The sequence below is a fragment of the Cohnella pontilimi genome, assembly GCF_005049045.1.
Classification (GTDB): Bacteria; Bacillota; Bacilli; order Paenibacillales; family Paenibacillaceae; genus Cohnella; species Cohnella pontilimi.
The window spans coordinates 133,304-157,626 of record NZ_SUPK01000001.1 but is presented as its reverse complement, the minus strand read 5'-3'; the positions used below and the strand labels follow the sequence as shown (position 1 = coordinate 157,626).

Below are 24,323 nucleotides of genomic sequence, written 5' to 3'. Positions count from 1 at the left end.
AATTTTTTGTTAAAGTTACCAAATGTTATATTTATCGACTTTTCTCTAGGATTTTCTCTTCTAAGCCGCGCTTACCTTTCCTATTCGTGAAATCACTCCCCATAATGACAAGAAACGCTGCAACTCAGGACTTTATTACCGGTCTTGAAAGCACTTTCAATGTTTAATGAGGCTGTTATGATAGCGATGAATCAAAATCCTGAGGAGGAATCTCATGACAAGTCGCAAAGTCGTCGGCCTTCTATCATCGCTGTTACTGGCAGGCAGTCTCGTCGTCCCCTCTTCCGCATTTGCAGCTCCAAGCTACAACCCGGATCCGAGCGTGCTCGATATCGGACCCAAGCTCCGTTCCGAAACGGTCGAGCAAGTGAAAGCAGAGAACCGGCTCGATCTCTCCGGCGCCGAAGCGAGCGGCAGCAGCGCCTCCGGTGCCGCCGCAAAAAGCGTGACGGCTTCCGATGTCGGCACGAAAGTTGTCAGTTGGGTAACGCACAATGATTATACCGGACGTTACGTACTCACTCCGTTCACTTTGCGCGCTGTAGGGAAATACGGCGAAGTATGGGTTGCGAACAACCTCGATTTCCCCGCCGGAGATCCGCGCAATTCCATGACGGCGATCACAGACGCTCAAGTTCAATATTTGATGGATGCTTTTGATAACAAGATTTACGAGAAAGAAATTGCGTTTTTTGCCCCGCCTGCGGAACGCAAAGGAGAATACGGGGTGCGTCCGGAGTATAAAGACGAAAGCGGCCGTGTCGTGATTCTCATTGATAATATTAAAGACCAAAGCTACTACAACCCGAACTATCCTAGCTATATCGCCGGTTATTTCTCTTCCACGATCAGCGATTTGTCCGACCGTAACGTCATGACGATCGATAACTTCGACTGGCTGAACCGGACCGGTCCGAACGCGAAAAGGCCTTATCTATACGAAGGTGTTTTCGCGCACGAGTTCCAGCATTTGCTCCACCGGGATACGGACAACGGCGAGGACACGTTCATCAACGAAGGCCTGTCGGATTTCGCCCAATATCTTGTAGGTTACGGACATTCCCAAGGTCATATCGATTTCTTCATGGATAACCTGCGCAACTCGCTCACCGGCTGGGGCGATCAATCCGATCTCAAAATCCTTGCCGACTACGGCAACGCCTATTTGTTCCAACTGTATCTGTACGAGCAATTCGGTGAAAATTTCATCCGAGATGAGTTTAAAAATCCGAAACACGGAATCGACAGCATCAATTCCGCCCTTGCGGAAATTGGCGTCAATAAGACGTTTAATCAGGTTTACTCCGATTTCATGGCTGCCATTATGCTGGACGGCAAATATCAAGGTGACGACAAAACCTTTAAGTTCAACACCATCGATCTGAAACCGAACGTAGCAGGATCCATTTTCAACAATGAAAACATCGCGCCAGCCTGGGGAACGGATTTCAAAATCATTACACCGGATAAGAAAATCGATCACCTGTACTTTAAAGGTCTCGATTTCCTCGGATTGAAATGGGCGACGGCGAATGATCCGGACAAAGGAACCGTACTCTGGGGCGGTAAAGACTCCAATCTTGCCGATAACTTCTTGATTAAAGGGTTGGATCTCACAGGTCAAACGAAACCGATCGTATCTTTCAATACGAAATATGACATTGAAGAACAATGGGATTTCGGCGTTGTTCAAGTCTCGACGGACAACGGCAAAACCTGGGCTTCATTGTCCAACAGCGATACCCGTTCTGATGTCGTAGACAATGGTCATCCGAAAGTCAAGGCGAATGTGCCAGGCTTTACCGGCAGCTCGAACGGCTGGAAAACGGAATCGTTTGACTTAAGCGCATATGCAGGAAAGAAAGTACTGTTAGGCTTCCGTTATCTCACAGATTGGGCCTCCACGGAATCCGGCTGGTATTTGTCCAATCTGATGCTCAACGATACGACCATTGATCCGATGACGTCTACCGCCGGCTTTATGAGCTTGGAACAGGCGACTAAGGAATACGTCAACTATCAAGTGCAATTCATCGGATTTAAAAAGGGGAATGCGAACGGCGCTGAAACGCATGCCAAACTGGTTCGTTTCCCCGACCTGCTGAACATGTCCCAGGCCGATCAACTGGAGCTCGCCAACATGCTTCATGATTCTTCTTTCGAGAAAATCGTGATGATGACCACCTACTCGGCTCCGCAGGGCAATAACAACAGTGTGAATTATGATTATTCGGTACAGTTCAGAACCACCACGAAAGTAAAATAATCGCGATTGAAAAAAGCAGCTCCGGTCATCGACCGGGGCTGCTTTGTTTCGAAACCGGTTATGAAAATTGAACCTCTAGAAGCACGTCACCCGATTCCCCAAGCGCAAACGCTTTTTGAGAGTAGTGTATCGAAGAGAGCACCGGGATTCCATCGAACAACGTCTGAAGATTCAGCCGGTTTCCGCCGGTCCACCGTACCGTCACCGATTTTTTTCCCGCTTGTATCGCTTTTTCGATCTTGGTCTGCAATTGCTCCATCGTGTTAACCGTGTTCTCGGGCTTCAAGTAAGTGTAACCGAGTTCCTTCTCAAGACCGTTATAGAATGCCGCTTTTTGAGGATCTGTCTTCTTTGCCATGCTCAAGATATCCCCATAGGAAGTGACCGCTGCCGGGTAAGAACGGGTCCACCGATGGTCCCTCCGGATTTGTTGATCCGTAAGCAAGTAATAATTGTAGCTCGTTCTTCCCTTTAGGTCCGGCACGGGATCGTCGAAGGTGGTGTCCAGGTGATACCATTTCCCTCCGATTTTCACCAAATTCCAAGCATGCAGTCCGGTCGACACCGTGCCTTCGACGATGCGATTCTGAATCCCTGCTTCGTTCAGCAATCGATACGTAAGCAAGGCATATCCCTGGCACACAGTACTGCCGCCGGTCAAGGCTGCATAGGAAGAATGTTGAGCCAGCGTCCTGTCGTAGGCGACATGTAAAATGACCCAATCGTGAACGGCCTTCACTTTCTCATGCTCGTTCATTCCCGGCTTGATCAATTGCTTGGAGAGTTGTTTGACGCGGTTGACGACGAATGCCGTTTGTTTGGCGTCTTCCCAATAACTAACCTGCACCTTGATGGTTGCAGCATTCGCGGTGAAGGACGTATTCCATCGGTAAGATGAAATGGTATATCCCAAGCTGTCGTCGGCATCCAATACGGCGTGGACCGCTTTATCCATTTGCGCAGATAACGAACTTGTGGAACCTTGGTATGTAATCGTGAACGAACTTTCCCGTTTGACCAAGTGAGATTGGATGACCGCTTGCAGCGATTTGGAGGTTGCACTGCTCGAAGCAGCGGCTGCAAACACGGCGGGCGGGTTCAACTGCGTGTAGTAATACGCGGAGAATCCGATGGCGGCGGCGAGAGAAGCGAAACCTGTACGAACCCATTTGCGCATCGGATCATATCCTTTGGGTGTGATGGAATCGGCTGGTAGATTGCTGGCTTTATTGTTGATCATTTTCCGAAGTATCGGTCTACGCCATCGGAAATTCCTTTGACGAGCAAAGCTTGGTACGACGCCTGGGAAAGTTTGCGGTCTTCCGCCGGGTTGGTCATAAATCCCGCTTCAATGAGCGTAACCGGCACATTCGACCAATTGAACCCGGTTAAGTCGGCACGCGGTACGACGCCTCTGGATTTTGCCCCGGTGGCGTTCTTCATTCCTTGATAAATCAGCTCGGAAGCTTTCTTGCTTTTCGCATAGATCGTTTTGGTGTATTTATTGCTTTGTGACGGGTAGAGTACGCTGAAGCCCGCGGTTTTCGGGGAGCTGTCGCCATCAGCATGGATCCGGATAAACAAATCCGCCTTTGCCCGGTTGGCGATGTCCGAACGCTGCTTGTTGCTGATATCCACGTTGTGTGTGGTACGGGTCATCACCACTTTATAGCCGCGTTTCTCCAGTTCCGTTCGGAGCTTTAAGGAGATTTCCAAATTGAGTACATATTCCGGTTTCTTGGTCGCGACTCCGCTTGTGCCCGAACTGACTTTCGGTTTTTTGACGGTAGCGCCCGGGCCGATCGGTTCCAACTGGTTGTTGCCCTTCAATTGATGACCCGGATCAATGCAAATCACATAGGGCTTGACGGCAGCGGGCTGTGCAATCGCCGTTGAGGCGATGACGAATATTCCAAGCAGCGTCAACAATCCTGCAGTTAAACCTCTCTTCAATGCCGGTCAACTCCTCACGATGACTTTTACTTCAGTATGCCGTGAGCGTGCTGATGAATCTAGTTAAATTTCTTTCATTTCCCTTTATTCGAGATCGATCCAAAATCTTTTGATCACATTTCCGTCTTCCTCAACGTAATCGATGTCCGGTATGCCTGGTTTTGAACTCTCTCACCGAGTCTACCACATTCTTCCGGATTCACCCGCGGAATATCTGTTGTAGAATAAAACAGAGGTGATTAGATGACTACATGGATCGTGCTTGTCCTTCTTATCGTTGTAGCTATTGTTTATTTATACTTGAGAAACGCCAAAAACCGGGATCCAAAGTATACGAAATGCCCGGTGTGCGGGAGCAGGACGAAACTCATCGGTACAAAGCCTAAGTGTACGCAATGTCTGGCGGTTCTAGGCGAGTTAACGCACAGCCATTCGAACAGCTAAACATAGAATAGCTTTTACATATGCTATCATTCGGTGAAGGCAGCGAGATTCTCCAGCGTTGATCTGAAACCCGCGAGATGATCCTCCTTCCGGATTCCACCAGGCACGTTATCGCATACGATGGTGACTTCGGTTCCTTCCGGTACCGCCTTGATGGTCCATGTCATCGTCATCGTTCCCGAGAAGGCCGGGTCGTCGGAATCGAATTCGACCTGCTGCACGACCCGCTCGTCAGGCACAAGCTCCAGAAATGTTCCTTGGACAACGTCCTCGTGTTCCGAGGTTTTGCCGGCTGTGGAGTGCTCCGATGTCTCATACGTCAGGGTCATTCGATAGGCTCCGCCTTCTCGAGGATCAAATTGATGTATTTGTCCCTTCATGCCCTCCGGCGGAAGCCAGGATACCAAAGCCTGCGGATCAATGAAGGCATGATAGATCGTCTGCGGCGATGCTTGTATCACTCTCGAGGCGGAGTCGGTTCTCGTATGGCCGGACTTATTCGTCATGTCGCGATCCTCCTTTTTAGGGGTGATGATTTTGGAGTTTCATCCACAGTTCCAGAGATGGACGGTTGTCTGCCATCAATTGATCTTTCGAGCGTTTGTTTTTCTCGCACCAATTCACGAAACGTCTGAACTCTTTGACGTTGAGCCCATTCTGAGCGGCCAAGCTTAAAACCAGCTGATCCCATCGTTTCATGTCGACGTGCCCGGTTAACGCGAGCTTTTTAATCCATTTGAACGGGTTCCAGTTCGATTTCGAAGCGTTCAGTTTTCGCTGTATAAAGTAAATGTTTCCGATATATTCACCCCCATGTCCCCACTCCAAGGGTATAAAATGATCCAGCGTTACATCATCCGCAGAACCGGTCAGCGCGCAGACGGCTTTCTTTTTGGCTTCGGTAATTTGCTCTGCTGTAAGGGTTCTGGGAAGGTAATTTAAAAGCTCGTTTCTTTTTCGGGTGTACCTTTTCGGTTCCATGGTCCACAACTCCAGCTTGTCCGATTAAAATGTGCGCCTGCAACAAACCGCCCGTGGTAAGGGCGGTCTGTTTTTTTCAGCCTGAAATTCCGCTCTTGGTTTTTAGTATATCGTCAACCTTCGCTTTCATCGACAAAACGGTCGTTTTTTTATATTGGATTCCGAGCCGAAGCACCTTGATTTGCTGTCTGCGGGACAAATTTCGAAAACGGGGCTCCTGCTTCATGAACCTGCGAATAATAGACCAGCTGGGGACGGGCGTTCGTTCCCGCCGAATGTAGGGTACGTCATACGGTAACTTGCGTTTGCGGATGAGGTGAAGGAGCGAGGTGAGCCGGGAAGAGGCTTTGGTTTCGTCCACCAAACAGGGTGCGGTCTTTCTATTCGTGTGCTTCTGCAGAAAATCATAATGATGGTGGCCGCTGACAATGACGTATCCCCCTTGTTTACGGGATTTCCGGACAATCATCAAATGCATGCAATCCTGAGCGGCTCTCCGAAGCTCCTTGATTCTTCGCGTCACCGGTTCAGAATACCCGGGTTTGATCTTGCCAAGAGGGATATATTGTACCGTATATCTCACAGCAGGCCTCCCCGTTCATATTTTGTTATGTATATGCCATGCTCGCTCCTTTCCGTCACATCACCACCGGCAATAAAAAAACATCCAGGAATCCTGGATGTACGAACGGAATCGGTTTAGCCCTGCATTCCTTTCTTCAGCCACTGGGCAACGGTGACGACCCGCTTCGCTTGGTGTTTCACTGCCGCTTTTACATCCTCCTTCAGGTTCCCGTCCTGATCGACGCTCACGCTCGTGCCGTATGGATTACCGCCCGCAACGAATACGGACGGATCCGTGTAGCCGGGCGGTACAACAATCGCTCCCCAGTGGTACATCATCGTATATAAGGAAAGGAGGGTCGCCTCTTGACCGCCATGCGGATTCTGAGCGGAAGTCATGGCGCTGACGACTTTATTCACCGTCTTGCCTTGTGCCCAGATACCGCCTGTCGTGTCCAGGAACTGCTTCATTTGCGTGGCCATGTTGCCGTATCTTGTAGGTGTGCTGAAAATAATCGCGTCTGCCGCGACCAAATCGTCCGGAGTTGCCACGGGAATGTCCTTGGTCGCGTCGCTGTGCGATTTCCAGGCCTCGTTGCTCTCAATCAAGGACGGCTCAGCCAGCTCCCTCACCTTGAGCAGCCGCACTTCCGCCCCCGCTTCCGATGCGCCTTCTTGCGCCCATTTTGCCAATTGATAGTTGGTCCCCGTCATGCTGTAATAAATGACCGCCAAATTTACTTGTGCCAAATGTATTCTCCTCCCCGCAGGCTGATGATTCCAATCACCCTCTTTTAACGCTCCTCCCCCCGTTTGAACCATCGCCTTACCTTTGGTACAGTAAATGCAGCCTTATACGATCCGAGGAGTTCCTATGTCCAATACCAATTTCTATATGAAGTGGTCCGCGCTCACGCTGTTCATCGCTCTCTTAGCCGCCGGCTGCAAACACGCAGACAACAGCATATACCCAGAGAGCACATCGTCGGACTCCGCTTCTGATTCCTTTCCCGGTCCGTCGACGCCGTCTCCGTCAACCGAGAAACCGGTTAACACGGTGCCCTCCAAGCTGGAGAAAATTTCTTTTTACAGCGAGGCCTTGCAGAAACAGATGCGGTTAAATGTGTATTTGCCGCCGGGGTACAGCACAAGCCTCAGATACCCGGTCTTGTACATGCTGCACGGCTACTTCGGAACCGAGTCGGCGTGGATGCCGGAGATGCAGCTGGAGAAGGAAGCCGACCGGCTAATTCTTGCCGACCGGATCCAACCGATGATCATCGTGGCGCCGCAGCTGGACAACAGCTATGGCCTGAATTCCGCGGAGAAATACCGGATGGAGACGCCCGCGGATCCCGTTCATTCCCGTTACTATGGCAAATATCAAGATTATTTCGAGCAGGATGTTCTCTTTTACGTGGACAGCCATTACAGCACGATTTCCTCCAAGGAAGGTCGGTATGTAGGCGGCTTTTCTATGGGCGGCTTCGCGGCATTGTCTGCGGCATTCCGACATCCCGAGCTTTTCTCGAAAGTCGGCGGCCACAGTCCCGCGCTGTGGACCGACTGGTCCCGTGTGCCTCGGATGAAGTCATGGCTGTACCCCAATAAAGCGGCGCGGCTTGATCGGGATCCGCTCCTGCTTGCGAAGAACGGGGATATGAGCGGCATTTCCGTATACTTGGACTGCGGGGATGCGGACGATTACAAGCTTTATGTCGGCACGAAAAAGCTGTACGAAGTGCTGCAAAGCAAGGGCATCCCTTCCGAGTACCACCTCAATCCGGGCAAACACAACCGAACCTACTGGAAATCCCAAATCGAACATTACTTGCTTTTCTATGGAGCCAAGTAAAAGAAGAACCGAAGCCGGATGCGCTCATCCGCTTCGGTTCTTGTCGTTCATGACCATCTGGCAGCTCCAATCGCTCCGCTAAACTCTCCATTCGGCAAATATACAGCCTCCGCGCCTCTGAACTTGGTGTATCCGGCCACTACGTCTCGAAGCACTTCATTTTGTACAAAAGATGAACCGATATAGACAACTCGTGAAACTCTGGCTTCGGCAGCTGCCAACACACTCGCCGTTGACACCGTCTCGCCTACCATTCCGATGACCGACGCCAGTAAATCTTCCTTTTTCGCCGGGCTATTGCCGAGATTCGGATGTCCGAAATTACTCGCCGTAAGCTCTGCAGCGATGGGCGGTACCGAACCTTCATAGATATGGCCGACCGTTAAATCCACATTGTCTCGTTTTCCCCGTTTGGCTGACTCTACAATCTCTTCATAATGTTGCATTCCGGTGAGCAAATACGACAATCCCATAATCGTGCCGCCGCCGACGCCGGTTCCGCCTACACGGGTATACTGATCTTTTTTCACATGATGAATAGAAGTGCCTGTCCCTACGTTACATAAAATAAAGGAGTCCTCTGAAATCCCCTCTTCGGAAAGCAGATAGCGAATTCCTTGGCATGTCGCATCGAATTCCGGGACGAGGCGATGAGGCTTACCCAACAAGGAACCGAAATTTGCGCTTCTTCCGCCCGTTAAATTTATATCGGCACCATCCAAGCGGGCATTCACCCAGGATACTGCCTTATCCATCTGTGATGCGGGAAACTTGCGAAATTCATAGGTGCCGTTACGGTTCACGGCAAACTTGATTAAGGTACCTCCGGCATCGATGCCCGCGTTGAAAAGCGTCAGAGAATGATCCCCCATTCGACTAGAAAACGACTACATTTTACGGTTGGTGACACGCTTATAAACGACAAAGACGCTGCACAAAAAAACGATATAGGTGAAAATGATAAAGATTATAGAGTGCCAATCCCGGTTCATCAATATATTTTGACCAAGTACACCCATCGTCACGAGGAAAGGCAGTTTACCGAGCACGGTGGCCGTGGCATAAGGTATAAATCGCATGCGCGTAAGCGCGGAAAAAATGTTCACCGCCTGTGCGGGAGCAAGGGGCAGCATCCGGGCAAACAACACGGCCGCGAACGGATTCCGTTCCGCGAATACTGTGATCCGGAACACGCCTTTCATTCCTGCCGCCTTCCGTCTTTGTTCCGGCGTGAATGTATATCGAACGATGAGAAAAAGCGCCAAGGCCGCGCCGGCGGACATCGCCAGATTGAGCACGGTTCCCAGTATCGGTCCGTATTTGGCACCGATCAGTACAGCAACGACAGTATAAGGAATAGCGGGAATCAGCGCGATAATAAAGCCGAGAATCAGCACCAGCGCAAAATGCATCCCGGAATCGTCGGCCTCCAGCCATCCGGCGATCGATCCTCGCCAGATCCACAACGATACGGCTGCTGCCAAATACAGCGAAATGACGAGCCATTTTCTCATAGAGGAAGAGTTTGGACGATGTGTTCGATATTCGTAACCGCCTCTTCGATCGTCGACGCCTTAACGACGGTAAAGTCCGCACCGTAGGCATCGGTAGAGAAAGCGTAACGAGGATCATAGTAATGTTCAAGCAGCATTTTCACAGCTTTGTCGTATCGGGCGGTCATCAAGCAGCCCTCGATTTCGTGGGCAATCGGCGTATGGATGCGGGACTTGATGTGACGGAAAGCGGCCAAACATTCCTCGTGATGCTCTTCCGGCCGATAATCGTCCAGAATGTGCTGTACGCGGACGTCGAGCGGCAGCTCAAGCATCAGGTGATGGCCTGCCTCTTTTTTCCGCACCAGAAAATCCGGCAGCACCACTTTGCCGATTCGCTTGCTTTCCGCCTCCATCAATACATAGGGAGAATGCTGACAGAGAAGAAGTTCTTCCAACAAAAGGGCTTCGAACGTTTTTTGATTGTTGCCCTTCAAGCCGATCTGTCCGAAAATGGATCCTCTGTGCCCAGCCATCCCTTCCAGGTCCAATACGGGAAGACCGCGTTCCTTCAGCGTGCGGAGAATAAGTGTTTTGCCCGTTCCGGTATTGCCGTGCAGCACGACAGCCTTGGGTCGCAAATGAAAGTTTTCAAGCGAGTCCATGATCCACTTACGGTAGGCGCGATATCCCCCGTTCAGGCGATAAACGTGAATATCCATTAAAGAGAGGACGGTGGCGGACGTTTTGCTCCGCATGCCGCCCCTCCAGCAGAACACCGCTTTGCGACCCGGAATCTCGGCGAAAGTGCGGATGAAATCCGGCAGCTTGGCCGATACGATCTCCAGCCCTCTCTCCTTCGCGGCTTGAGCGCTCACTTGCTTGTAAATCGTTCCGACCTCGGCCCGCTCTTCGTCGTTAAACAGCGGAATATTGATGCTCCCGGGTATGGACGACTCTTCGAATTCAGACGGGGATCTGACGTCGATCAGCACAAAGTTGCCGCTCTTGCGCTGCTCGATCAGTTCCTCCAACGATATATCCTGAAACATGTCGGTCTCCTCAAACTGTAATGGATCTAGTGGATTAGGCTTTCACGACAATTTTGCCGGCGTTTTCTTCCGTGACTTCCCCGATCAAATGGGCATCGACACCGGCGTCTCTCAGCTTCTGATGCAATTCTTCCGCCTGGGACGGGTCCACGGCAATGAGCAGACCGCCCGATGTGACCGCATCGCAAACAATCCAGCGGTCCGTTTGATCCATCTCGTCCGGGAACGACACGTGATCTAGCACGTGATTGAAGTTATTCTTCGTCCCGCCGGGCACAAATCCTTGTTCCGCCAGTTCCCTGACGCGGGGAAGCACCGGCACGTCCGAACGGTGAATGACGATGCCCGCATTGCTGCCTTTGGCCATTTCTAAAGCGTGGCCAATCAGGCCGAAACCGGTAACGTCGGTGCACGCGTGAACGTTGTACGGCTCCATCGTTTCGGAAGCCGTTTTGTTCAACGTCGACATCACCTTGGTGACCGTTTGTACCTCTTCATCGGACAATTGGTCCTTCTTGATGGACGTCGTCATGATTCCCACGCCGATCGGCTTGGTCAAAATCAGTTTGTCGCCAGGCTGGGCTCCCGCATTCGTCCGGACTTTATCCGGATGCACGATGCCGGTAACCGCAAGACCGAACTTCGGTTCCTTATCGTCGATGGAATGTCCGCCGACAAGCGAGGCTCCCGCTTCGTGAACTTTATCGGACGCTCCGCGCAAAATGTCCGCCAATATGCGCTTGTCCAGAGTGGAGATCGGGAATGCGACGATATTTAACACCGTTAACGGTTTTGCGCCCATCGCATAAATATCGCTAATGGCATTGGCTGCGGCGATTTGGCCGAACGAATAAGGATCGTCGACGATCGGCGTGAAAAAATCGACGGTTTGAACCATTGCCAATTCATCGGTCAGTTTATATACACCGGCATCGTCGCTCGTATCCAACCCTACCAGCAAATTCGGATCCGGCACTGACGGCGGCAGGCTGCGGATCACTTGCGCAAGGTCCGCCGGACCGATTTTACACCCGCATCCTCCCTTGCTCGACAGAGAGGTCAATTTAACGTTTTCAGCTGCTTCCAATTCATTCACGGTCCCTTCTTGCTTTCTTTCTTAAATCGTACAGATTTTCAGAAATGAAAGCAAACATTACCGGGTCTGCACTGCCAGGATTCATGCTATAATGATTCTTTGTTTTCTGAGTAGTCGTAAAGGAGGTGCTCCCATGTCCCATGTCAGTCTCGACTTTCAGCCCAAGTCGCGCAACAACAAGACGATCTGGATGGTGCTGCTCTTCATCCTGATAGCGGCGGCAGGTTTGATGTATGTTAAATGGATGCCGTATTATCATAAATCGTTATCAGCCGCGGATACCCATTCGATCGGCAAATCCATTCTCGGAGATTCGGCAGCGAAAACCGGCATTCCAACTTGGAACGATGCGGTGAAGTACGCCCGTACCTACTTTGAGAAGGTTTGGCAAGCGGCTGTTCTCGGTATTGTATTGGGATCGCTCGTTCAAGTGTTGATCCCTGTCCGCTGGCTTCAGCGTGTGCTCGGGCAGAACAACTTCAAAAGCACTTTCATCGGCGGTGTCGCGTCACTTCCCGGCATGATGTGCTCCTGTTGCGCCGCTCCGATCGCCGCGGGTCTTCGCCGTAAGAACGTATCGGCGGGTGCGGCGCTAGCCTTTTGGCTTGGAAATCCGCTGCTGAACCCTGCGACGCTGATTTTCATGACGTTCGTCTTGTCGTGGAAATTCACCGTGCTTCGCATCGTTTTCGGTGTTTTGTTGACTTTCGGAGTCGGCTATCTCGCCAACCGTATGGTGAAAGGCGGGAAAGTGACGAATCCGGAAATGGTCGATGCGGTGACCGTGCCGACCGCGGAAATGCAGGCTCCATTCCTGAAACGTTGGATGAAAAGCCTGGGCGATATGCTGGTTCAGGTCGTTCCGGCTTATGTGCTTGCCGTGCTCGTTCTTGGCGCTTTGAAAGTATGGTTTTTCCCGACAGCTGGCGTATCCGGTACGGCGGCTTTGATCTTGTTCGCCGTTGCCGGTGCGCTGTTCGTCATTCCGACCGCTGCGGAAATTCCGATCATGCAGTCCTTGCTAGTCGCAGGAGTGTCCACCGGCCCGGTTGCCGCGCTGCTGCTTACGCTGCCTGCAGTCAGCCTGCCGTCGCTCCTGATGTTGTCCCGATCGTTCCCGCGCAAAATTTTGTTGTTCGTGCTGGGGGCCGTCGTTGTTGCTGGCATCGTTTGCGGAGTCGTTGGCGATATTTTGTTATAAAGGCTTGTTACGTACAAAACCGCCCGGGAAGCGAACAGCTTCCGGGCGGTTTCTATTCGTCTTGCCGGCGTTAGAGAGGCTCATTCGGCGGCTGGATTTCCGGCGGTTGCTGCGGCGGAACCTCGGGCTGGACGTCGGGCTGGATATCCGGAGGTACAGCATCCGGTTTTACTTCCGGCGTGGGATCAGGCTTGATTTCAGGCACTTTCTCCGGTTGAATTTCAGGCACTTTGTCCGGTTGAATTTCCGGCGATAGTTCTTCTCCCATCTTCAGCACCTCCTGCTATCCATTACCCGTTTACGAACTTCCCACCGCTTTCACGTCCACGATCACATGATCAAACGGAACGCCGTTGACGGACACATCCAACCCCCACAATCCGGGCTCGTCGAGACCGAACTTCGCTCCGCTTGGGGCAGCCGCCCCCACTTCATAACCCCCGAGCGATACGGGCCACTCGTATAAAGTAACGGTTTGGTTCGAATTTTTTTCGTGGCCGTCAATTTGTACTTCGCGTTCTGTAACTCTAAATCGCCCCAGAAGTAAACCGTTACATGTTGTCGGCGTGGACATTACCCAAGAAGCATAACAAGTTGTTGCTTTTTTATGACCCATGAGAACGTGCCACAAATTAATAAGCCTCGAAGTAACATCCCCCGAGGCTTGCGGTCCGCCAGTATCAGCTGCGTTCCCAAATCAAATTGCGTAATCTCCGATCCATTAGCCATACCGGTCCCCAAGCTAAAATCGCAATATAGACTGGAAACAGCATATTGGACCACAACGGACTATTCACCCTGAGTTGCGCAGCTACCGCTCCTCCCAAGTAGCCCGTGAGCAGAAGCGCACCCAAGAATCGTGTTCGCGGTACCGCATACAGAAAGGTGCAAATTAAACCCAGAACGCCGATTACCGCCAAGTGGTTCTCCTCAAATCCGAGTGCGAGAGTACCTTCTACCACTTGCTTTGGCTTGGCGACTTTTCCGATTCCATCGAATAGCATGAACAGTACGACAATACCGCATATAATCCGTGCCGTCCAAAGCCGTCCCTTAGAAAAGCCTGTTTCGATCGTCGCTAATTTCGTTTTCATTTCCATCTCGTTCATAAAATTCTCTCGTCCTCCATGTGGGTTGTTTGACATTCTTAACATGCAAGTTCACAAAAATGTGTGTGTAGGTTAATGCCATTTCAATCACCACAGCGTTTGGATTGGTAATCAGAATACTTCTGTATATCTTTTGAAATTGTCCATAATCGCTTGCCAGCCCGCCTGCTGCATTTCAATGGAATGGGTGCTTTCAGCATCAAAAATTTCAACGACCTTCGTTTCATTTCCTTGATTGACGAAGGTGATATCCACTTTTCTCCCATCTCCGAGTGTGTATGAAATTTGCTCAAGCTGCTTCACTACATCGTATACCCCACCGAAATCAAAGCCCGTGCTGCCGTCTTTCGCTTCCATCCTTGTAAGAAACTTGCCGCCAACCCGCAAATCATTTTCCGATCTTGGCGAGTGCCATGTCTCTGATGCTTGATTCCACTTCGTAATGTGTTCCGGTTCAGACCAATACCTCCATACTTTTTCTACTGGCGCTTGAATGACTGCCTGAACGGTTACTCTCGTTTTTTGATGATTACTTGTTTCCATTTTGAAGCACCTCACTCGATGATTGTTTTTTGGATTCTCATTTATAAAGACGAAATCCGATTCCAAAATTCATCGGTCTAATTGTTCAGGGAGCCCAAATCGCGAAAATATTTTGGTGTTGATGAAATTTTGGATGTGGAATATCTTCTTTTCTTTCATTACAATGACGTGAATTCCCCAGGGTACCAAGCAGCTTTTGTCACTGCTCGGCACATATTGCGCAAAAGCAGGGTAACCGCCATTCACCGTAGTCGACAAAAACCGGGACCCGTCACAATGCCAGCGTGTAAGCGAGAAAAACTTGAACAAGTCGTCCTTGCCGCGCACCCACATAGGGAAAGGCGGCATAGACATATGGCCTTCTTCATGAAACAAGGCGACCAGTGCATGGATATCAAATTGTTCAAAAGCTTCCACATACCGTGAGAGCAGCTCTTGATCAGGCTCAGCATCCATCAATCTGTATTCTTCAGAACGGGATTTCGCCCGACCCATCGTTTCTCTGGCTCTTTGCAAGGCGCTGTTAACTGCTGCTTGCGACATTCCTAACGTTTCTGCAATCTGTTTGGATTGCCACTCAAATATGTCCTTCAAAATGAGCACTGCACGTTGACGTGGAGGCAAGATTTGCAAGAGTGTAATAAAACAAAGTTGAAGGGTATCTTTTCGTATGAGTATATCTTCCGGATTTTCCGAAAATGCGGGCGCAGGCCAGATCCAGGAGGAGTCAGGCAAGGTTTCGCTGGGTGCGATAATCGATGTCTCGGCATCGCGAAAGTCAACGGGACGAGTGCGGCGATTAGCTTGTCTTAGCTTATCCAGGCATATATTTGAAGCAATCCGATAGACCCATGTTTTGTAAGAGGATTCCTGTCTGAATGAGTTCCAGCTTTGCCAAACACGAATAAAGGTTTCCTGAACGGCATCGTCTGCGTCATCGATCGATCCTAGCATTCTATAACAGAACGATGTTAACTCCGGCTTCAACCGGTCAAATAACTGAAGTTCTAGAGCATGCTCCAGTGCAGTTTCGTTCATTGGGCTCTCCTTCTTAGGTGTGAAACCCTTTTCCCACACCACCAAAAAAATGTAAATCATAGATTAAGAAAGAGTTTCTACATTTTTCTCAAGTATCCTTCATCATTTGCAACTATCCTGCCTCTATCGGGCCGGACGATTGCTTACCACCTGTGACATTGCGCCTAGCTTCGTATTGTCTTTTTTAGATCTCTGCTATGAGTTATTTTCAGGGTATCCTAATGCTCAATCCAATATCGAATTAGCTTGTTGCATGATTTCAGAAATGATATCCTCCGCTTTTTGACGGTCTGTAAGCATTCTCGTGCCTTGTCCAGTCCACAAAGACATGAGCCGGCGATCGAACAGTTGAATAAATATCAGCGATTATAGTATTCTGCTTCTTTTAAATGAAGAGAAAGCTTCCTAGCCTCGAATACGATGACGGTCATGCCTCGCTCACTTTTCGATTCATGCCATTCGCCTTCTTCCCAGAATGCCGCGTATCCTGCTTGAATCGGCATTTCGTTCCCGTCCCCGCCCTTGACGACACCTTCCCCTTGTACCACTAAGAAGAGCTGTTCGCAGGCGGCTTGATGGCGGCCGACCAAGCCTTCGGGACCAATGAACATACAGCCGACATGCAACGATTCTTCGCTGTTCAGAATTCTGGCCATGGACAAATTCCGGCTGCCGAATGCGGCAATCTCACGGGCAGTATCCGTGGTGCATTGAAATATTTTCAAAGCGAGTCTCCTTCTCTATGTTTTTCGATACCGAGGTCAGCTAAAAATCCCGCCAAGTGTAGTCCACACTTAAAATACCTGCAGACCTTTCTTTCGCGTGAAAGTTCTCCATGCCTGCAGCTTCCGGCTTACGAAAACAAACTAAATTTTGATAGAGACCGAAGGCCCGGCAAATAGACGGTCTTGCCGAATGTATCCCGCATCGGTCATGATCTTGTTCGTAAAAAATGCACGTGCCGTAAAATCTCTCTTGATTTTGTAATTGTGAACGCCTGATCGAGGACATCGATTTCACATATTTCTTGATGCTTCTAAGCTCCGTCTCTGTGACGGGGACCGGACCGCAGCAAAGTCCGCGGCAGCCCTTGCACGGCAGAGTGTCGATAAGAAAAGCCTCCTATCCCGATTAACCACTTTATTTATGCCATTTAATGTAATACGGCTTCTTTCGAAATTTGTCAATCCACTGATTCGGGACGCTCAAGAATAAAGGAGCCCCCGCTGGGAGGGCTCCTTTGTTGTCCTATCCTTACTCTTCTTCGAAGAGACGCTCTCCTCGATACAGTCGCCAGGCGATTCTCGCGGTATGCGGCACCTCGCGGGCGGTTGGCGCATGAGCAGCCAAGTAACGGGTACACGCCAGCAAAATCGTTTCCTTCGCCTGCCGGGCGAAGTCATCCGTCCGATCCTGCCACCGGTCATACTCAGACACCGCGGCCTCGTACATCTGGAACGTGTGAAATTCAGCGTCTTCCCGAAGCAGTCCGTGTCCCAGTGTGTTAAGGAGCGCTGCGGCATCCTGTTCCGCTGCGAGATACCCGGCCGCCCAGCGGGCGGATTCCTCGACCTGCTGTCTGCGATCCATTAGCTCCAACAGTTCTTCCAGCCGATAACTGCGCCCTGCCTTGTCGCCTGCAGCCGGTTTCGGGGCGCGCGGCACGTTCAAAAACCGGTCATGATACACGGCCACAACGCCGTAAAATAAAGCCCTGTTCAGCAGCGGCTCTTTCGAGCGAAGCAGCCGTTCGTGCACGGCATGCGCATAGGTGAACGTGTGCAGTACGGCGATCCAATCTCCGAAATCGTTCTGCGTATGGAACCGGACAATGCGCTCTGCGGCGGCCAATGAGATCAATTGAGCCAAGCGGGACGGTTCAACGCCGGAAAGCAGCAGATCCGTCAATGTCCCAATCGTCTCTATGGGCTTATCGCTCAACACTTGATTCACGAAGGCTTGCTCATCCAGCTCTGCCGCATGACCGGCTGATATATCCGCACTCTGCAACCATTCGAACGCCTGCCGGATCGGCGTGACCAAATCGACCGGCGCCAGCCAATGATGCAGTTCCTCGCTGCGCGTCGGTTCCGCCATCATCGGCACAAGCGAAGCGAGCACTTGCTGCGCGGATCCCCGTCCCATCATCTCGAGCGCTTCGAATGCCTTGTTGTGAAAATCAAAGGTGTGCCCGCCGTCCAAATAAAAATGGTCGGTAACGGCGGAAAGCATCATCTCCGCGATCCTTTCAGGAGCCATGCCGCCGGAGATGGCGGTTAACAGCACTTTTTCCGCGCCTTGCGTATCCCGCACCTCCATGCAGTTGCGGTACCACTGAATCAATCGTTCCTCTCGAACATCCGTGGAAGGCAGCGGGCCGAGCAAATGCCGGGGAGCGCGCCCTGAACTGGCACGGGCGACTTGTACCAGGCCGTGATAGAGGGCCAGAATCCGGCCGGTTTTGTCCAGCTTCGGCATCACGTTCCTCATCGCGGTTAGAATGGTCAGACCCGCTCCCCAACCGTTTCCCTGCCCCGTCCCGAATTCAATCCCGACCCGCACGATGTCGTCCGCGGCCACACCCGCTTCCATTAGTCCGACGACCGCTTTGGCGATCACGATTGCGATGTTCTGCTCCAACCCTTGCCGGAGACGGTTCATGAGCTTTGCGGTGTTGTCCGTTTCTCTCGGCCTCGAGCTGACCCAGACCGTGTCTCCTTCCACCTTCACGTCATAAGCCGGCACATCGTCCGCCCACGGATCAAGCGTTCCGCCGCTGCATACATCGAACCGGGCGTGGTGCCAGTGACAGGTCAAAATACCGTCGCAAACGCTTCCCAAATGCAGCGGAAAACCGAGATGCGGGCATCGGTTGTCCACGGCAAAAACCCTCTCCCCGTGGTAAAACACTGCGATTCCGCCCCTGACGACTTTTGATCCTTGTGTTTTCAATTCCGCTACTGATCCTGCCTCCACCCATTCTGCAGTACTCATTGCCAATCCCTCCCCATATACATCCATGACTTCCTATACTTCCAGTATAAAGGAGATGGAGCGCCCTTGAAAATCGCGATGATTCGTCTCGAAGACGTCGGTCCGGGAGGCTATTACGAAACCCGGGAAAATCAGCAAAAGTTATGGACGGTTGCGGAGTATCTTCACCGGCAGGGCGTTCCGTTTCAGGTTGCCGTCATTCCGCGTTTCGTCGATCCGCCGCGGGGAATCAACCGGTCGATGGCGGATGCATCGAATCCGGTATCTGCCGGGTATCTTCGGGCGATTCGTGGGATGCCCGCTCTCGGCGCGACCTTGGGCATGCACGGATTCACCCACCAATATGGCAACGCCGTCAGCGCTGAAGGATACGAGTTCCATGACGGCAGCTGCACCGAGGACTGCCCTCCGGACGATTCGCCGGATACGTTGACCCGCTATGACAAGTTCCTTCTATCATACGCCTATCGCCGTTTTCAACGGGCATTGGCGCATTTTCGAGCCGCCGGACTGCGTCCCGATTGGTTCGAGACTCCCCATTACACCGCTTCCGCCTTACAAAGACGACTCCTCGAAGCCTGCAGCGGAGTCATGCATGAAGAAAACCCGGAAAAGCCCGGCAGCCGGACGATTTCGTTCCGCGCTCCCGGGACGCCGTTCTCGAAAGGAGCCTGGTATGTGCCGACGCCATTGAGTTATGTAGGCGGTGCCTCCGTGGAGGAAGACGTAAACCGGATCTGCGAACAAATGGGATCGTATGAGGAAAGGGATATCGCGTCGTTTTTCTTTCATCCTTTCCTCGAGTTCCCCTATATCCAGCTTCGCTCCGGCCAAACACCACTCTACTCGGATCAATCACCCCTTCATCGGCTCATTTGGAGTTTCCTTGCGGAGGGCCGCCGATTCGTGTCCATCCTGCACTTGTTCCGTTGGTCCGGCAGCCCATTCGTCCAGCCAGCGCACCGCTTCTAAGCGGTCCGGCCAAGTCTGCCTCAACGGCTCGAAGGCACTGTGCTTCCTGCCGTTTGCCAGCGCTTCCGCTGAGTACCAAGCTTCACGGGGAAGCCGGAACAGCCCGGCGATCGTCAGCCGTTCGCCTAGGTTCAGCGGGCGAATCTCCTCATAGCCTCTTAGAAGCGCCGCCATCAACTCCGGATTGAACCCCGTTACATTCGATAGTGCTTTTACGAGCTCCATGTACCTGGAGCCGACCCGGAGCGTGTCCCAATCGATCAGCTTTATCCCTGCGGCAGTTACGATTATGTTCGGTATTGTGACGTCACCGTGGATTAACGACGGTTCCTCCCGCTCTTGATCCATGGCCAGGCTCGCTTCCGGGCGACGAAGCAGGCTCCAGGCTTCATGCGCCAAAGCATTGCATTCGGAACCATGCGCCGCGAACCATTGCCCCCCTGGAGAGTTCTGTTTGCTTAACTTGCTTAATTGGGTGCGAAACCTCCTCTCCTTAGCTCGTAGAAGGTGCTTATGCCTGCGCGTATAGCGGTGTCCGCTCATGCTCCTCCCCAAACCGTGAAGCCTCGCCAATGCATTTCCCAGCTCTTCAAACTCCGCAGGCTTTCGGGACAGGATTCTCCCTTTCACCCATTCCGTCATATAAAACACGGTGTCTCCGCTCGACAGCCAGTAGCGTCCGCTTGTCGTCGTTCGCCAAAGCGGCATATGAGGATATTTTGACTTCTCTAAGGTGCGGATGCACGCGACGACAGCCCGGATCTGATGTTCGGCATCCGAACGTCCGGGGGTGCGGCGAAAAGGTTTGAGCACCCAGTCCCCTTGACCCGATGTGACCCGGTAGGCGGCGTTCGGTCTGTAAAAAGACGAGTGCGGCGTCACCTCGCGCGCGGACAAGCCGAAGCGGCGGATGACGGTCTTCAGTAAGGCTTCGTTCAACCCGTCGGCCATCGAACGATTAAACCTCCCATCCGTGCCATTCACCCTATATTATTCAGCTTCTGCACGGCGGGTCTGAAGCAGGACGTATATTTTCGAAGCACGGGAACACCTTATGGAAAAACAATCCGAGGTCACGACGATGCCTTTAAGCACGATCGAACTGTTAAAAAAATCTGCCGATTTTAAACATGAGGCGCTCGATAACGACAAACTGCAAACCGATTTGTTTTACTTTGCCTCCTTGTGCGATATGAAAGTTATAAGAAAGGAGATCGCTCATCCTTTTACCCTTTGTTCTTCCGTCCAAGAGTTCGAACAAGTATTAAATTCAGCCATGTCATGTTCTCCCTTTGACGAACAGAGCGACTTGGCTTCAACGCTGCTGAGCGGTCATGTGATCGTTCGGATCGAATCCAAACTGTACAAGCTGGAAGCCGTCAAGCCCGGAAACATCAAACCGAGCGAAGCCGTCATGGAAACGACGATTCAAGGTCCTCAGCTCGCTTTCAGCGAGGATGCCGAAACGAACCTGATGATCATTCGCAAAAAATATCCGTTCGCCTCCCTGCTTACCGAGAAATATTCGCTCGGCAAAGTGTCGCAAACGAAGTGCTATATGGTGTACGACAATGACAAAGTAGATCCCAATGTCCTTCAAGACTTAAAGTGCAAGCTTGAGAAAATAGAGGCTGATGTCGTCCAGGCAACCGGGCAAATTGAATCGCTCATTACGAAAAGCAAGATTCGCTGGATCCCGACCATGATCATTACGGAAAGACCGGATCGCGTCGTATTCAATTTGGCTCAAGGCAAAGTCGTCCTCGTCCTCGACGGCACGCCGTTTACTCTCGTCACTCCCTCTGTGTTTTACGATTTCATGTCCGCGATGGACGACGTATACCAGCCGTTTGTGGTGACACGCGCTCTCGTTGTTCTGCGGTATATCGCCCTTCTGGTGACCATTACGCTCCCGGCATTGTACATCTCCATCGTATCCTACAATCCGGAAATCGTGCGTGTGCAATTCGCGCTCTCCTTGGCCGGAAGCCGCGCGGCGGTGCCTTATCCTTCGTTTATCGAAGTGTTGTTCATGCTGTTTCTTATCGAAGCGCTGGTCGAAGCCAGCCTTCGGCTCCCAAGATACATCGGTTCTACCGCAACGACCGTAGGCGGCCTGATTCTCGGGCAAGCGGCTCAACAAGCGGGACTCGTGAGCAGCGTGATGATCATTGTGACTTCCGTGATCGCCATCTCGAATTTTTTGATTCCGATCAATGCCATGAGCTTTGCGATCCGCATTGCGAAGTATCCGCTCATCATATTGGCTTCGTGCTTCGGATTTGTCGGGCTGGTCGCCGGTCTGTTCGCCATCACCCTTTACGTCTCCAGGTTGGAAAGCTCCGGCCTCCGTTATTTCCGCTTCTATATCGGAGAACCCGCGGTCAGCGGTTACAAGGAGGGGGATAAGTATTGAGCCGTTATTTTTATTATTTGTTTGTGCTCAACATGTTCATCAACACGATTTTCTTCGTGCCGCGGATCTTGCTGGCGAAACGATATGACGGGGCCATCTCGTCCATCCTCCTCGCCATCGTCATCGGCAGTTTGCTGGCGTTCCTCTTCACATCGGCCATGAACCGGCTTAACGGTCAAGGATTGCCGGAAATGTTGGAAAAATCGTTTCCCTTTGCTATTCGCGCCCCTCTGCTGATCTATTTCGGCATCATGTGGTGCGCAGCCGGTTCGATCATTCTGATCGCGTTCTCCCATATCACGCAGCGTTATTTGAACCCCGATATGAATCCGAACATTCTGCTGCTTTGTTATTGCGGTATCGGTTGGTGGGCCGCTACGTTCCGTCCCATGGCCATTTTGAATGCGGCGGAAATCATCATCCTCGTTCAGTTACCGTTCGTGCTGTACATCATGATGAAGACCCTCCTGAACCGGGAGTTTGATTGGGATGAGCTGAGGGTGCTTACCGACTATATCTGGCGAATGCCATCATGGACCAGTTTAGCGGCGGCTACATATGGTTTTACCGGATACATCAATTTCGCTTTATATAACCGATTGTATAAAAATATGAAAGTCAAGCATCGCTGGCTGATCCCGCTCCTCGGCACCTCAGTGATGTTCGTTTCCATTTTTGTGCCGATCGGTTTGCTCGGCGTGGATGCCGTAGCCGATTATTTGTATACCTGGATCTCCACGGCGGATACGACGAGGATACGATTCGGATTTGTCGAACGCATCGTGTACCTATTCTTGTTCATTTACATCGGATTTTGTTTGCTCTTCATCGCGATAACCTGGAATATTGGTTCTTTGCTCGTTTTGAGCTGTGTGAAGCGAGACAACGTAAAAATCAGAAAGCACAACGTTTCCATGAAAACTGTCGTATGCGGCCTTTTTGCCGTCGTCACCTTGGTGCTGGGAATGCTGAGCAACGATAAAAGACTGTTGGAGTTCGTGACCCAGTGGCTGTCCGTCCGCTTCGTATCCGAGGTGTTTCTTGTCGCGCTGGTCGTCTGGTTGAGCTGGAGGCGGAAGCATGCGTAGCTTCAAAATCATCGTTGCATTCTGTGTGTTGTCGCTGCTGCTGAGCTCCTGCGGTTTCAAGGACCTCGACCGCCGTTTTTTCGTCATTGCTTTCGGCATTGATTCAGGAAAAACCAAGAAATATGAAATTTCACTCAAGCTGGCGATCCCATCCCCCAAGATTGAACCTGGGCAAGAAAAGGATCAAGTCATCAGCGAGGAAGCCGACAGCATTGCGGAAGCGGTTCGACGCATGAAGTCCAAAGTGGATAAGGAATTTGATTTTGGACATTGCAAGATCTTGGTGATCGGCAAAGGCTTTGCAGAAAAGCACAAGCTGGCGCGAGAAAATCTGGATTGGATATTCCGGCGCAGAGATATTCAACAGATCGCTTATATAGCGCTTGGAGAACCGGATGCCAAATCCGTTCTGAACACCAAAGTCAAATCCGAGCGTCTGCCCGGCAACGCCTTAATACTGGCTTTATCACGTGAAGGTACGGAGTCCCCTTTCATCGCAACCGTGTATCTGTTCGATTATTACCGAAGAGTCAGGGGTTACGGTAAGGATCCGTATCTTCCCGTCATCCGAAGCCTCAAGGACACCTTTGACATCAGTCGGGCCGCCGTGTTCCAGACGGGTACAATAAAACTGGAGCTTTCGCCTGAAGAAACCAGCATCCTCAATCAAGTCGTCCGCCAATATCCGCATATCTCGTTATCTACCGAATATAACGGACATCAGATCAGCGTCAATGTCGTGCAGTTGAAGGCGAAGTACCGGATTACCGGGACGGACGAAAATCCTCGTATCGTCTTTCACGTAAGAATGAGGGGCGAAACGGAAGAATCCTCCGCCGGCGTGTTCGACAAAAGCTGGACCAAGCTGGAGAAGTATTTGGAGGACCAGGTCGTAGAAGATTACACGAATTTTCTTCGCAAGCTGCAGCAAGCGAAAGTGGACCCGATCGGTTTCGGGATGCGGTACAGGGCGATCAGGCATGAAGGACATGGGGAATTCGACAAATGGTGGAATACGGTATACCCGAATGTCGAATTCAAAGTATACGCAAATGTGGAAATCCGGGGAACGGGCATTATCAAATAGCCTTCAGAAAGGAGTGAAACCAGGATGGAACCGAACGAAACGGAACCGGTTATCGAACAAGAAAACATGGCTGCGTCAGAAGGCGAAGAAAACGTCGAACAAGAAACGGAGGAATACGTTCACATTGAGTGGGCGGGCTATATTTGAACGAAAAAGCGGCCGTAAGGGCCG

At 51.4% G+C, this 24,323-nt stretch carries 27 protein-coding genes; 8 read left to right on the top strand and 19 right to left on the bottom strand.

All coding sequences use genetic code 11. The features are described 5' to 3' along the window. Window positions 1-214: 214 nt before the first annotated feature. Window positions 215-2,266: an immune inhibitor A domain-containing protein gene (locus tag E5161_RS00890; protein WP_136775705.1), complete on the top strand. Its 2,052-nt coding sequence runs from the start codon at window positions 215-217 to the stop codon at window positions 2,264-2,266. Window positions 2,267-2,324: 58 nt separating this feature from the next. Here the strand turns inward: E5161_RS00890 and E5161_RS00885 are convergent, their stop codons facing one another. From E5161_RS00885 to wrbA, 6 genes are all read right to left on the bottom strand, one after another. After that, on the bottom strand, window positions 2,325-3,443 hold the full coding sequence (locus tag E5161_RS00885; protein ID WP_169306535.1) for a transglutaminase domain-containing protein: 1,119 nt from the start codon (window positions 3,441-3,443) through the stop codon (window positions 2,325-2,327). A 59-nt stretch (window positions 3,444-3,502) separates the two neighbouring features. Beyond that, a complete protein-coding gene (locus E5161_RS00880) occupies window positions 3,503-4,219 on the bottom strand; it encodes an N-acetylmuramoyl-L-alanine amidase family protein (protein WP_211246665.1) in 717 nt (238 codons plus the stop codon). A gap of 470 nt (window positions 4,220-4,689) precedes the next feature. Next, window positions 4,690-5,169, bottom strand: a complete 480-nt coding sequence (locus E5161_RS00870) for an SRPBCC family protein (RefSeq protein ID WP_136775702.1) — start codon at window positions 5,167-5,169, stop codon at window positions 4,690-4,692. Window positions 5,170-5,185: 16 nt separating this feature from the next. Next, a complete protein-coding gene (locus E5161_RS00865) occupies window positions 5,186-5,644 on the bottom strand; it encodes a hypothetical protein (RefSeq protein WP_136775701.1) in 459 nt (152 codons plus the stop codon). Between the two features lie 76 nt (window positions 5,645-5,720). Further along, complete coding sequence (locus E5161_RS00860) at window positions 5,721-6,227, bottom strand: hypothetical protein (protein WP_136775700.1); 507 nt, start codon at window positions 6,225-6,227, stop codon at window positions 5,721-5,723. Window positions 6,228-6,343: 116 nt separating this feature from the next. After that, window positions 6,344-6,958, bottom strand: coding sequence for an NAD(P)H:quinone oxidoreductase (wrbA, locus tag E5161_RS00855; protein ID WP_136775699.1), 615 nt, complete (start codon window positions 6,956-6,958; stop codon window positions 6,344-6,346). A 124-nt stretch (window positions 6,959-7,082) separates the two neighbouring features. Here wrbA and E5161_RS00850 point away from each other — a divergent pair, with 124 nt between their 5' ends. Next, on the top strand, window positions 7,083-8,063 hold the full coding sequence (locus tag E5161_RS00850) for an alpha/beta hydrolase (protein ID WP_169306534.1): 981 nt from the start codon (window positions 7,083-7,085) through the stop codon (window positions 8,061-8,063). A gap of 47 nt (window positions 8,064-8,110) precedes the next feature. Here the strand turns inward: E5161_RS00850 and coaW are convergent, their stop codons facing one another. From coaW to selD, 4 genes are read right to left on the bottom strand one after another with little or no spacing between them, the layout of a single operon-like run. Then, complete coding sequence (coaW, locus tag E5161_RS00845) at window positions 8,111-8,935, bottom strand: type II pantothenate kinase (RefSeq protein ID WP_136775697.1); 825 nt, start codon at window positions 8,933-8,935, stop codon at window positions 8,111-8,113. 15 nt (window positions 8,936-8,950) lie between these two features. Further along, on the bottom strand, window positions 8,951-9,577 hold the full coding sequence (locus E5161_RS00840) for a TVP38/TMEM64 family protein (RefSeq protein ID WP_136775696.1): 627 nt from the start codon (window positions 9,575-9,577) through the stop codon (window positions 8,951-8,953). Then, on the bottom strand, window positions 9,574-10,608 hold the full coding sequence (gene mnmH / locus E5161_RS00835) for a tRNA 2-selenouridine(34) synthase MnmH (protein ID WP_136775695.1): 1,035 nt from the start codon (window positions 10,606-10,608) through the stop codon (window positions 9,574-9,576). The genes E5161_RS00840 and mnmH overlap by 4 nt, the downstream gene beginning before the upstream one ends. A gap of 34 nt (window positions 10,609-10,642) precedes the next feature. Then, window positions 10,643-11,695 (bottom strand): selenide, water dikinase SelD, encoded by a 1,053-nt coding sequence (selD, locus tag E5161_RS00830; protein ID WP_136776378.1) that lies wholly within the window; start codon window positions 11,693-11,695, stop codon window positions 10,643-10,645. Window positions 11,696-11,837: 142 nt separating this feature from the next. On the opposite strand from selD, the gene E5161_RS00825 reads away from it, so the two are divergent. Continuing rightward, window positions 11,838-12,905 carry a permease gene (locus E5161_RS00825; protein WP_136775694.1) on the top strand — a complete coding sequence of 356 codons (1,068 nt, stop codon included), beginning with the start codon at window positions 11,838-11,840 and terminating at the stop codon, window positions 12,903-12,905. 70 nt (window positions 12,906-12,975) lie between these two features. Here the strand turns inward: E5161_RS00825 and E5161_RS00820 are convergent, their stop codons facing one another. From E5161_RS00820 to E5161_RS00790, 8 genes are all read right to left on the bottom strand, one after another. Beyond that, window positions 12,976-13,173, bottom strand: coding sequence for a hypothetical protein (locus E5161_RS00820; RefSeq protein WP_136775693.1), 198 nt, complete (start codon window positions 13,171-13,173; stop codon window positions 12,976-12,978). Window positions 13,174-13,203: 30 nt separating this feature from the next. Then, window positions 13,204-13,335, bottom strand: a complete 132-nt coding sequence (locus E5161_RS21250) for a hypothetical protein (protein ID WP_281279828.1) — start codon at window positions 13,333-13,335, stop codon at window positions 13,204-13,206. 250 nt (window positions 13,336-13,585) lie between these two features. Then, on the bottom strand, window positions 13,586-14,014 hold the full coding sequence (locus E5161_RS00815; protein ID WP_211246664.1) for a DoxX family protein: 429 nt from the start codon (window positions 14,012-14,014) through the stop codon (window positions 13,586-13,588). A gap of 111 nt (window positions 14,015-14,125) precedes the next feature. Then, window positions 14,126-14,557: an SRPBCC family protein gene (locus tag E5161_RS00810; RefSeq protein ID WP_136775692.1), complete on the bottom strand. Its 432-nt coding sequence runs from the start codon at window positions 14,555-14,557 to the stop codon at window positions 14,126-14,128. A gap of 69 nt (window positions 14,558-14,626) precedes the next feature. Next, entirely contained in the window at window positions 14,627-15,595 is a 969-nt protein-coding gene (locus tag E5161_RS00805; protein WP_136775691.1) for a sigma-70 family RNA polymerase sigma factor, read from the bottom strand. Between the two features lie 359 nt (window positions 15,596-15,954). Continuing rightward, complete coding sequence (locus E5161_RS00800) at window positions 15,955-16,320, bottom strand: cupin domain-containing protein (protein WP_136775690.1); 366 nt, start codon at window positions 16,318-16,320, stop codon at window positions 15,955-15,957. Between the two features lie 40 nt (window positions 16,321-16,360). Further along, a complete protein-coding gene (locus E5161_RS00795) occupies window positions 16,361-16,696 on the bottom strand; it encodes a YkgJ family cysteine cluster protein (protein WP_342773810.1) in 336 nt (111 codons plus the stop codon). 153 nt (window positions 16,697-16,849) lie between these two features. Continuing rightward, window positions 16,850-18,589, bottom strand: coding sequence for a Rieske (2Fe-2S) protein (locus E5161_RS00790; protein ID WP_136775689.1), 1,740 nt, complete (start codon window positions 18,587-18,589; stop codon window positions 16,850-16,852). A 66-nt stretch (window positions 18,590-18,655) separates the two neighbouring features. Here E5161_RS00790 and E5161_RS00785 point away from each other — a divergent pair, with 66 nt between their 5' ends. After that, window positions 18,656-19,561, top strand: a complete 906-nt coding sequence (locus E5161_RS00785) for a DUF2334 domain-containing protein (protein ID WP_136775688.1) — start codon at window positions 18,656-18,658, stop codon at window positions 19,559-19,561. Here E5161_RS00785 and E5161_RS00780 read toward each other — a convergent pair. Continuing rightward, complete coding sequence (locus E5161_RS00780) at window positions 19,445-20,512, bottom strand: aminoglycoside phosphotransferase family protein (RefSeq protein ID WP_136775687.1); 1,068 nt, start codon at window positions 20,510-20,512, stop codon at window positions 19,445-19,447. The two genes, E5161_RS00785 and E5161_RS00780, sit on opposite strands and share 117 nt — an antisense overlap. Before the next feature lie 103 nt (window positions 20,513-20,615). Between E5161_RS00780 and E5161_RS00775 the strand changes: the two genes are divergently transcribed. Genes E5161_RS00775 through E5161_RS21245 form a run of 4 tightly spaced genes read left to right on the top strand, consistent with a single transcriptional unit; the run spans window position 20,616 to window position 24,299 of the window. Then, the gene (locus E5161_RS00775) at window positions 20,616-21,977 is read left to right on the top strand and encodes a spore germination protein (protein WP_246042051.1); all 1,362 of its coding nucleotides are present in this window, start codon (window positions 20,616-20,618) and stop codon (window positions 21,975-21,977) included. Continuing rightward, window positions 21,974-23,065: a GerAB/ArcD/ProY family transporter gene (locus E5161_RS00770; RefSeq protein WP_136775686.1), complete on the top strand. Its 1,092-nt coding sequence runs from the start codon at window positions 21,974-21,976 to the stop codon at window positions 23,063-23,065. Before E5161_RS00775 ends, E5161_RS00770 begins: the two co-directional genes overlap by 4 nt. Then, window positions 23,058-24,152: a Ger(x)C family spore germination protein gene (locus tag E5161_RS00765; RefSeq protein WP_136775685.1), complete on the top strand. Its 1,095-nt coding sequence runs from the start codon at window positions 23,058-23,060 to the stop codon at window positions 24,150-24,152. Before E5161_RS00770 ends, E5161_RS00765 begins: the two co-directional genes overlap by 8 nt. Window positions 24,153-24,176: 24 nt before the next feature. Next, window positions 24,177-24,299 carry a hypothetical protein gene (locus E5161_RS21245; protein WP_281279827.1) on the top strand — a complete coding sequence of 41 codons (123 nt, stop codon included), beginning with the start codon at window positions 24,177-24,179 and terminating at the stop codon, window positions 24,297-24,299. Window positions 24,300-24,323: the final 24 nt, after the last annotated feature.

Excerpts from the sequence above, each read along its gene's own strand:
- E5161_RS00805 (WP_136775691.1), bottom strand. The coding sequence starts at position 15,595 with ATGAACGAAACTGCACTGGAGCATGCTCTAGAACTTCAGTTATTTGAC.
- mnmH (WP_136775695.1), bottom strand. The coding sequence starts at position 10,608 with ATGTTTCAGGATATATCGTTGGAGGAACTGATCGAGCAGCGCAAGAGC.
- E5161_RS00890 (WP_136775705.1), top strand. The coding sequence starts at position 215 with ATGACAAGTCGCAAAGTCGTCGGCCTTCTATCATCGCTGTTACTGGCA.
- E5161_RS00820 (WP_136775693.1), bottom strand. The coding sequence starts at position 13,173 with ATGGGAGAAGAACTATCGCCGGAAATTCAACCGGACAAAGTGCCTGAA.
- E5161_RS21245 (WP_281279827.1), top strand. The coding sequence starts at position 24,177 with ATGGAACCGAACGAAACGGAACCGGTTATCGAACAAGAAAACATGGCT.
- E5161_RS00840 (WP_136775696.1), bottom strand. The coding sequence starts at position 9,577 with ATGAGAAAATGGCTCGTCATTTCGCTGTATTTGGCAGCAGCCGTATCG.
- E5161_RS00810 (WP_136775692.1), bottom strand. The coding sequence starts at position 14,557 with ATGGAAACAAGTAATCATCAAAAAACGAGAGTAACCGTTCAGGCAGTC.
- E5161_RS00765 (WP_136775685.1), top strand. The coding sequence starts at position 23,058 with ATGCGTAGCTTCAAAATCATCGTTGCATTCTGTGTGTTGTCGCTGCTG.
- E5161_RS00825 (WP_136775694.1), top strand. The coding sequence starts at position 11,838 with ATGTCCCATGTCAGTCTCGACTTTCAGCCCAAGTCGCGCAACAACAAG.
- E5161_RS00775 (WP_246042051.1), top strand. The coding sequence starts at position 20,616 with ATGGAAAAACAATCCGAGGTCACGACGATGCCTTTAAGCACGATCGAA.
- E5161_RS00815 (WP_211246664.1), bottom strand. The coding sequence starts at position 14,014 with ATGAACGAGATGGAAATGAAAACGAAATTAGCGACGATCGAAACAGGC.
- coaW (WP_136775697.1), bottom strand. The coding sequence starts at position 8,935 with ATGGGGGATCATTCTCTGACGCTTTTCAACGCGGGCATCGATGCCGGA.
- E5161_RS00870 (WP_136775702.1), bottom strand. The coding sequence starts at position 5,169 with ATGACGAATAAGTCCGGCCATACGAGAACCGACTCCGCCTCGAGAGTG.
- E5161_RS00885 (WP_169306535.1), bottom strand. The coding sequence starts at position 3,443 with ATGCGCAAATGGGTTCGTACAGGTTTCGCTTCTCTCGCCGCCGCCATC.
- E5161_RS00790 (WP_136775689.1), bottom strand. The coding sequence starts at position 18,589 with ATGAGTACTGCAGAATGGGTGGAGGCAGGATCAGTAGCGGAATTGAAA.
- E5161_RS00865 (WP_136775701.1), bottom strand. The coding sequence starts at position 5,644 with ATGGAACCGAAAAGGTACACCCGAAAAAGAAACGAGCTTTTAAATTAC.
- E5161_RS00850 (WP_169306534.1), top strand. The coding sequence starts at position 7,083 with ATGTCCAATACCAATTTCTATATGAAGTGGTCCGCGCTCACGCTGTTC.
- E5161_RS00780 (WP_136775687.1), bottom strand. The coding sequence starts at position 20,512 with ATGGCCGACGGGTTGAACGAAGCCTTACTGAAGACCGTCATCCGCCGC.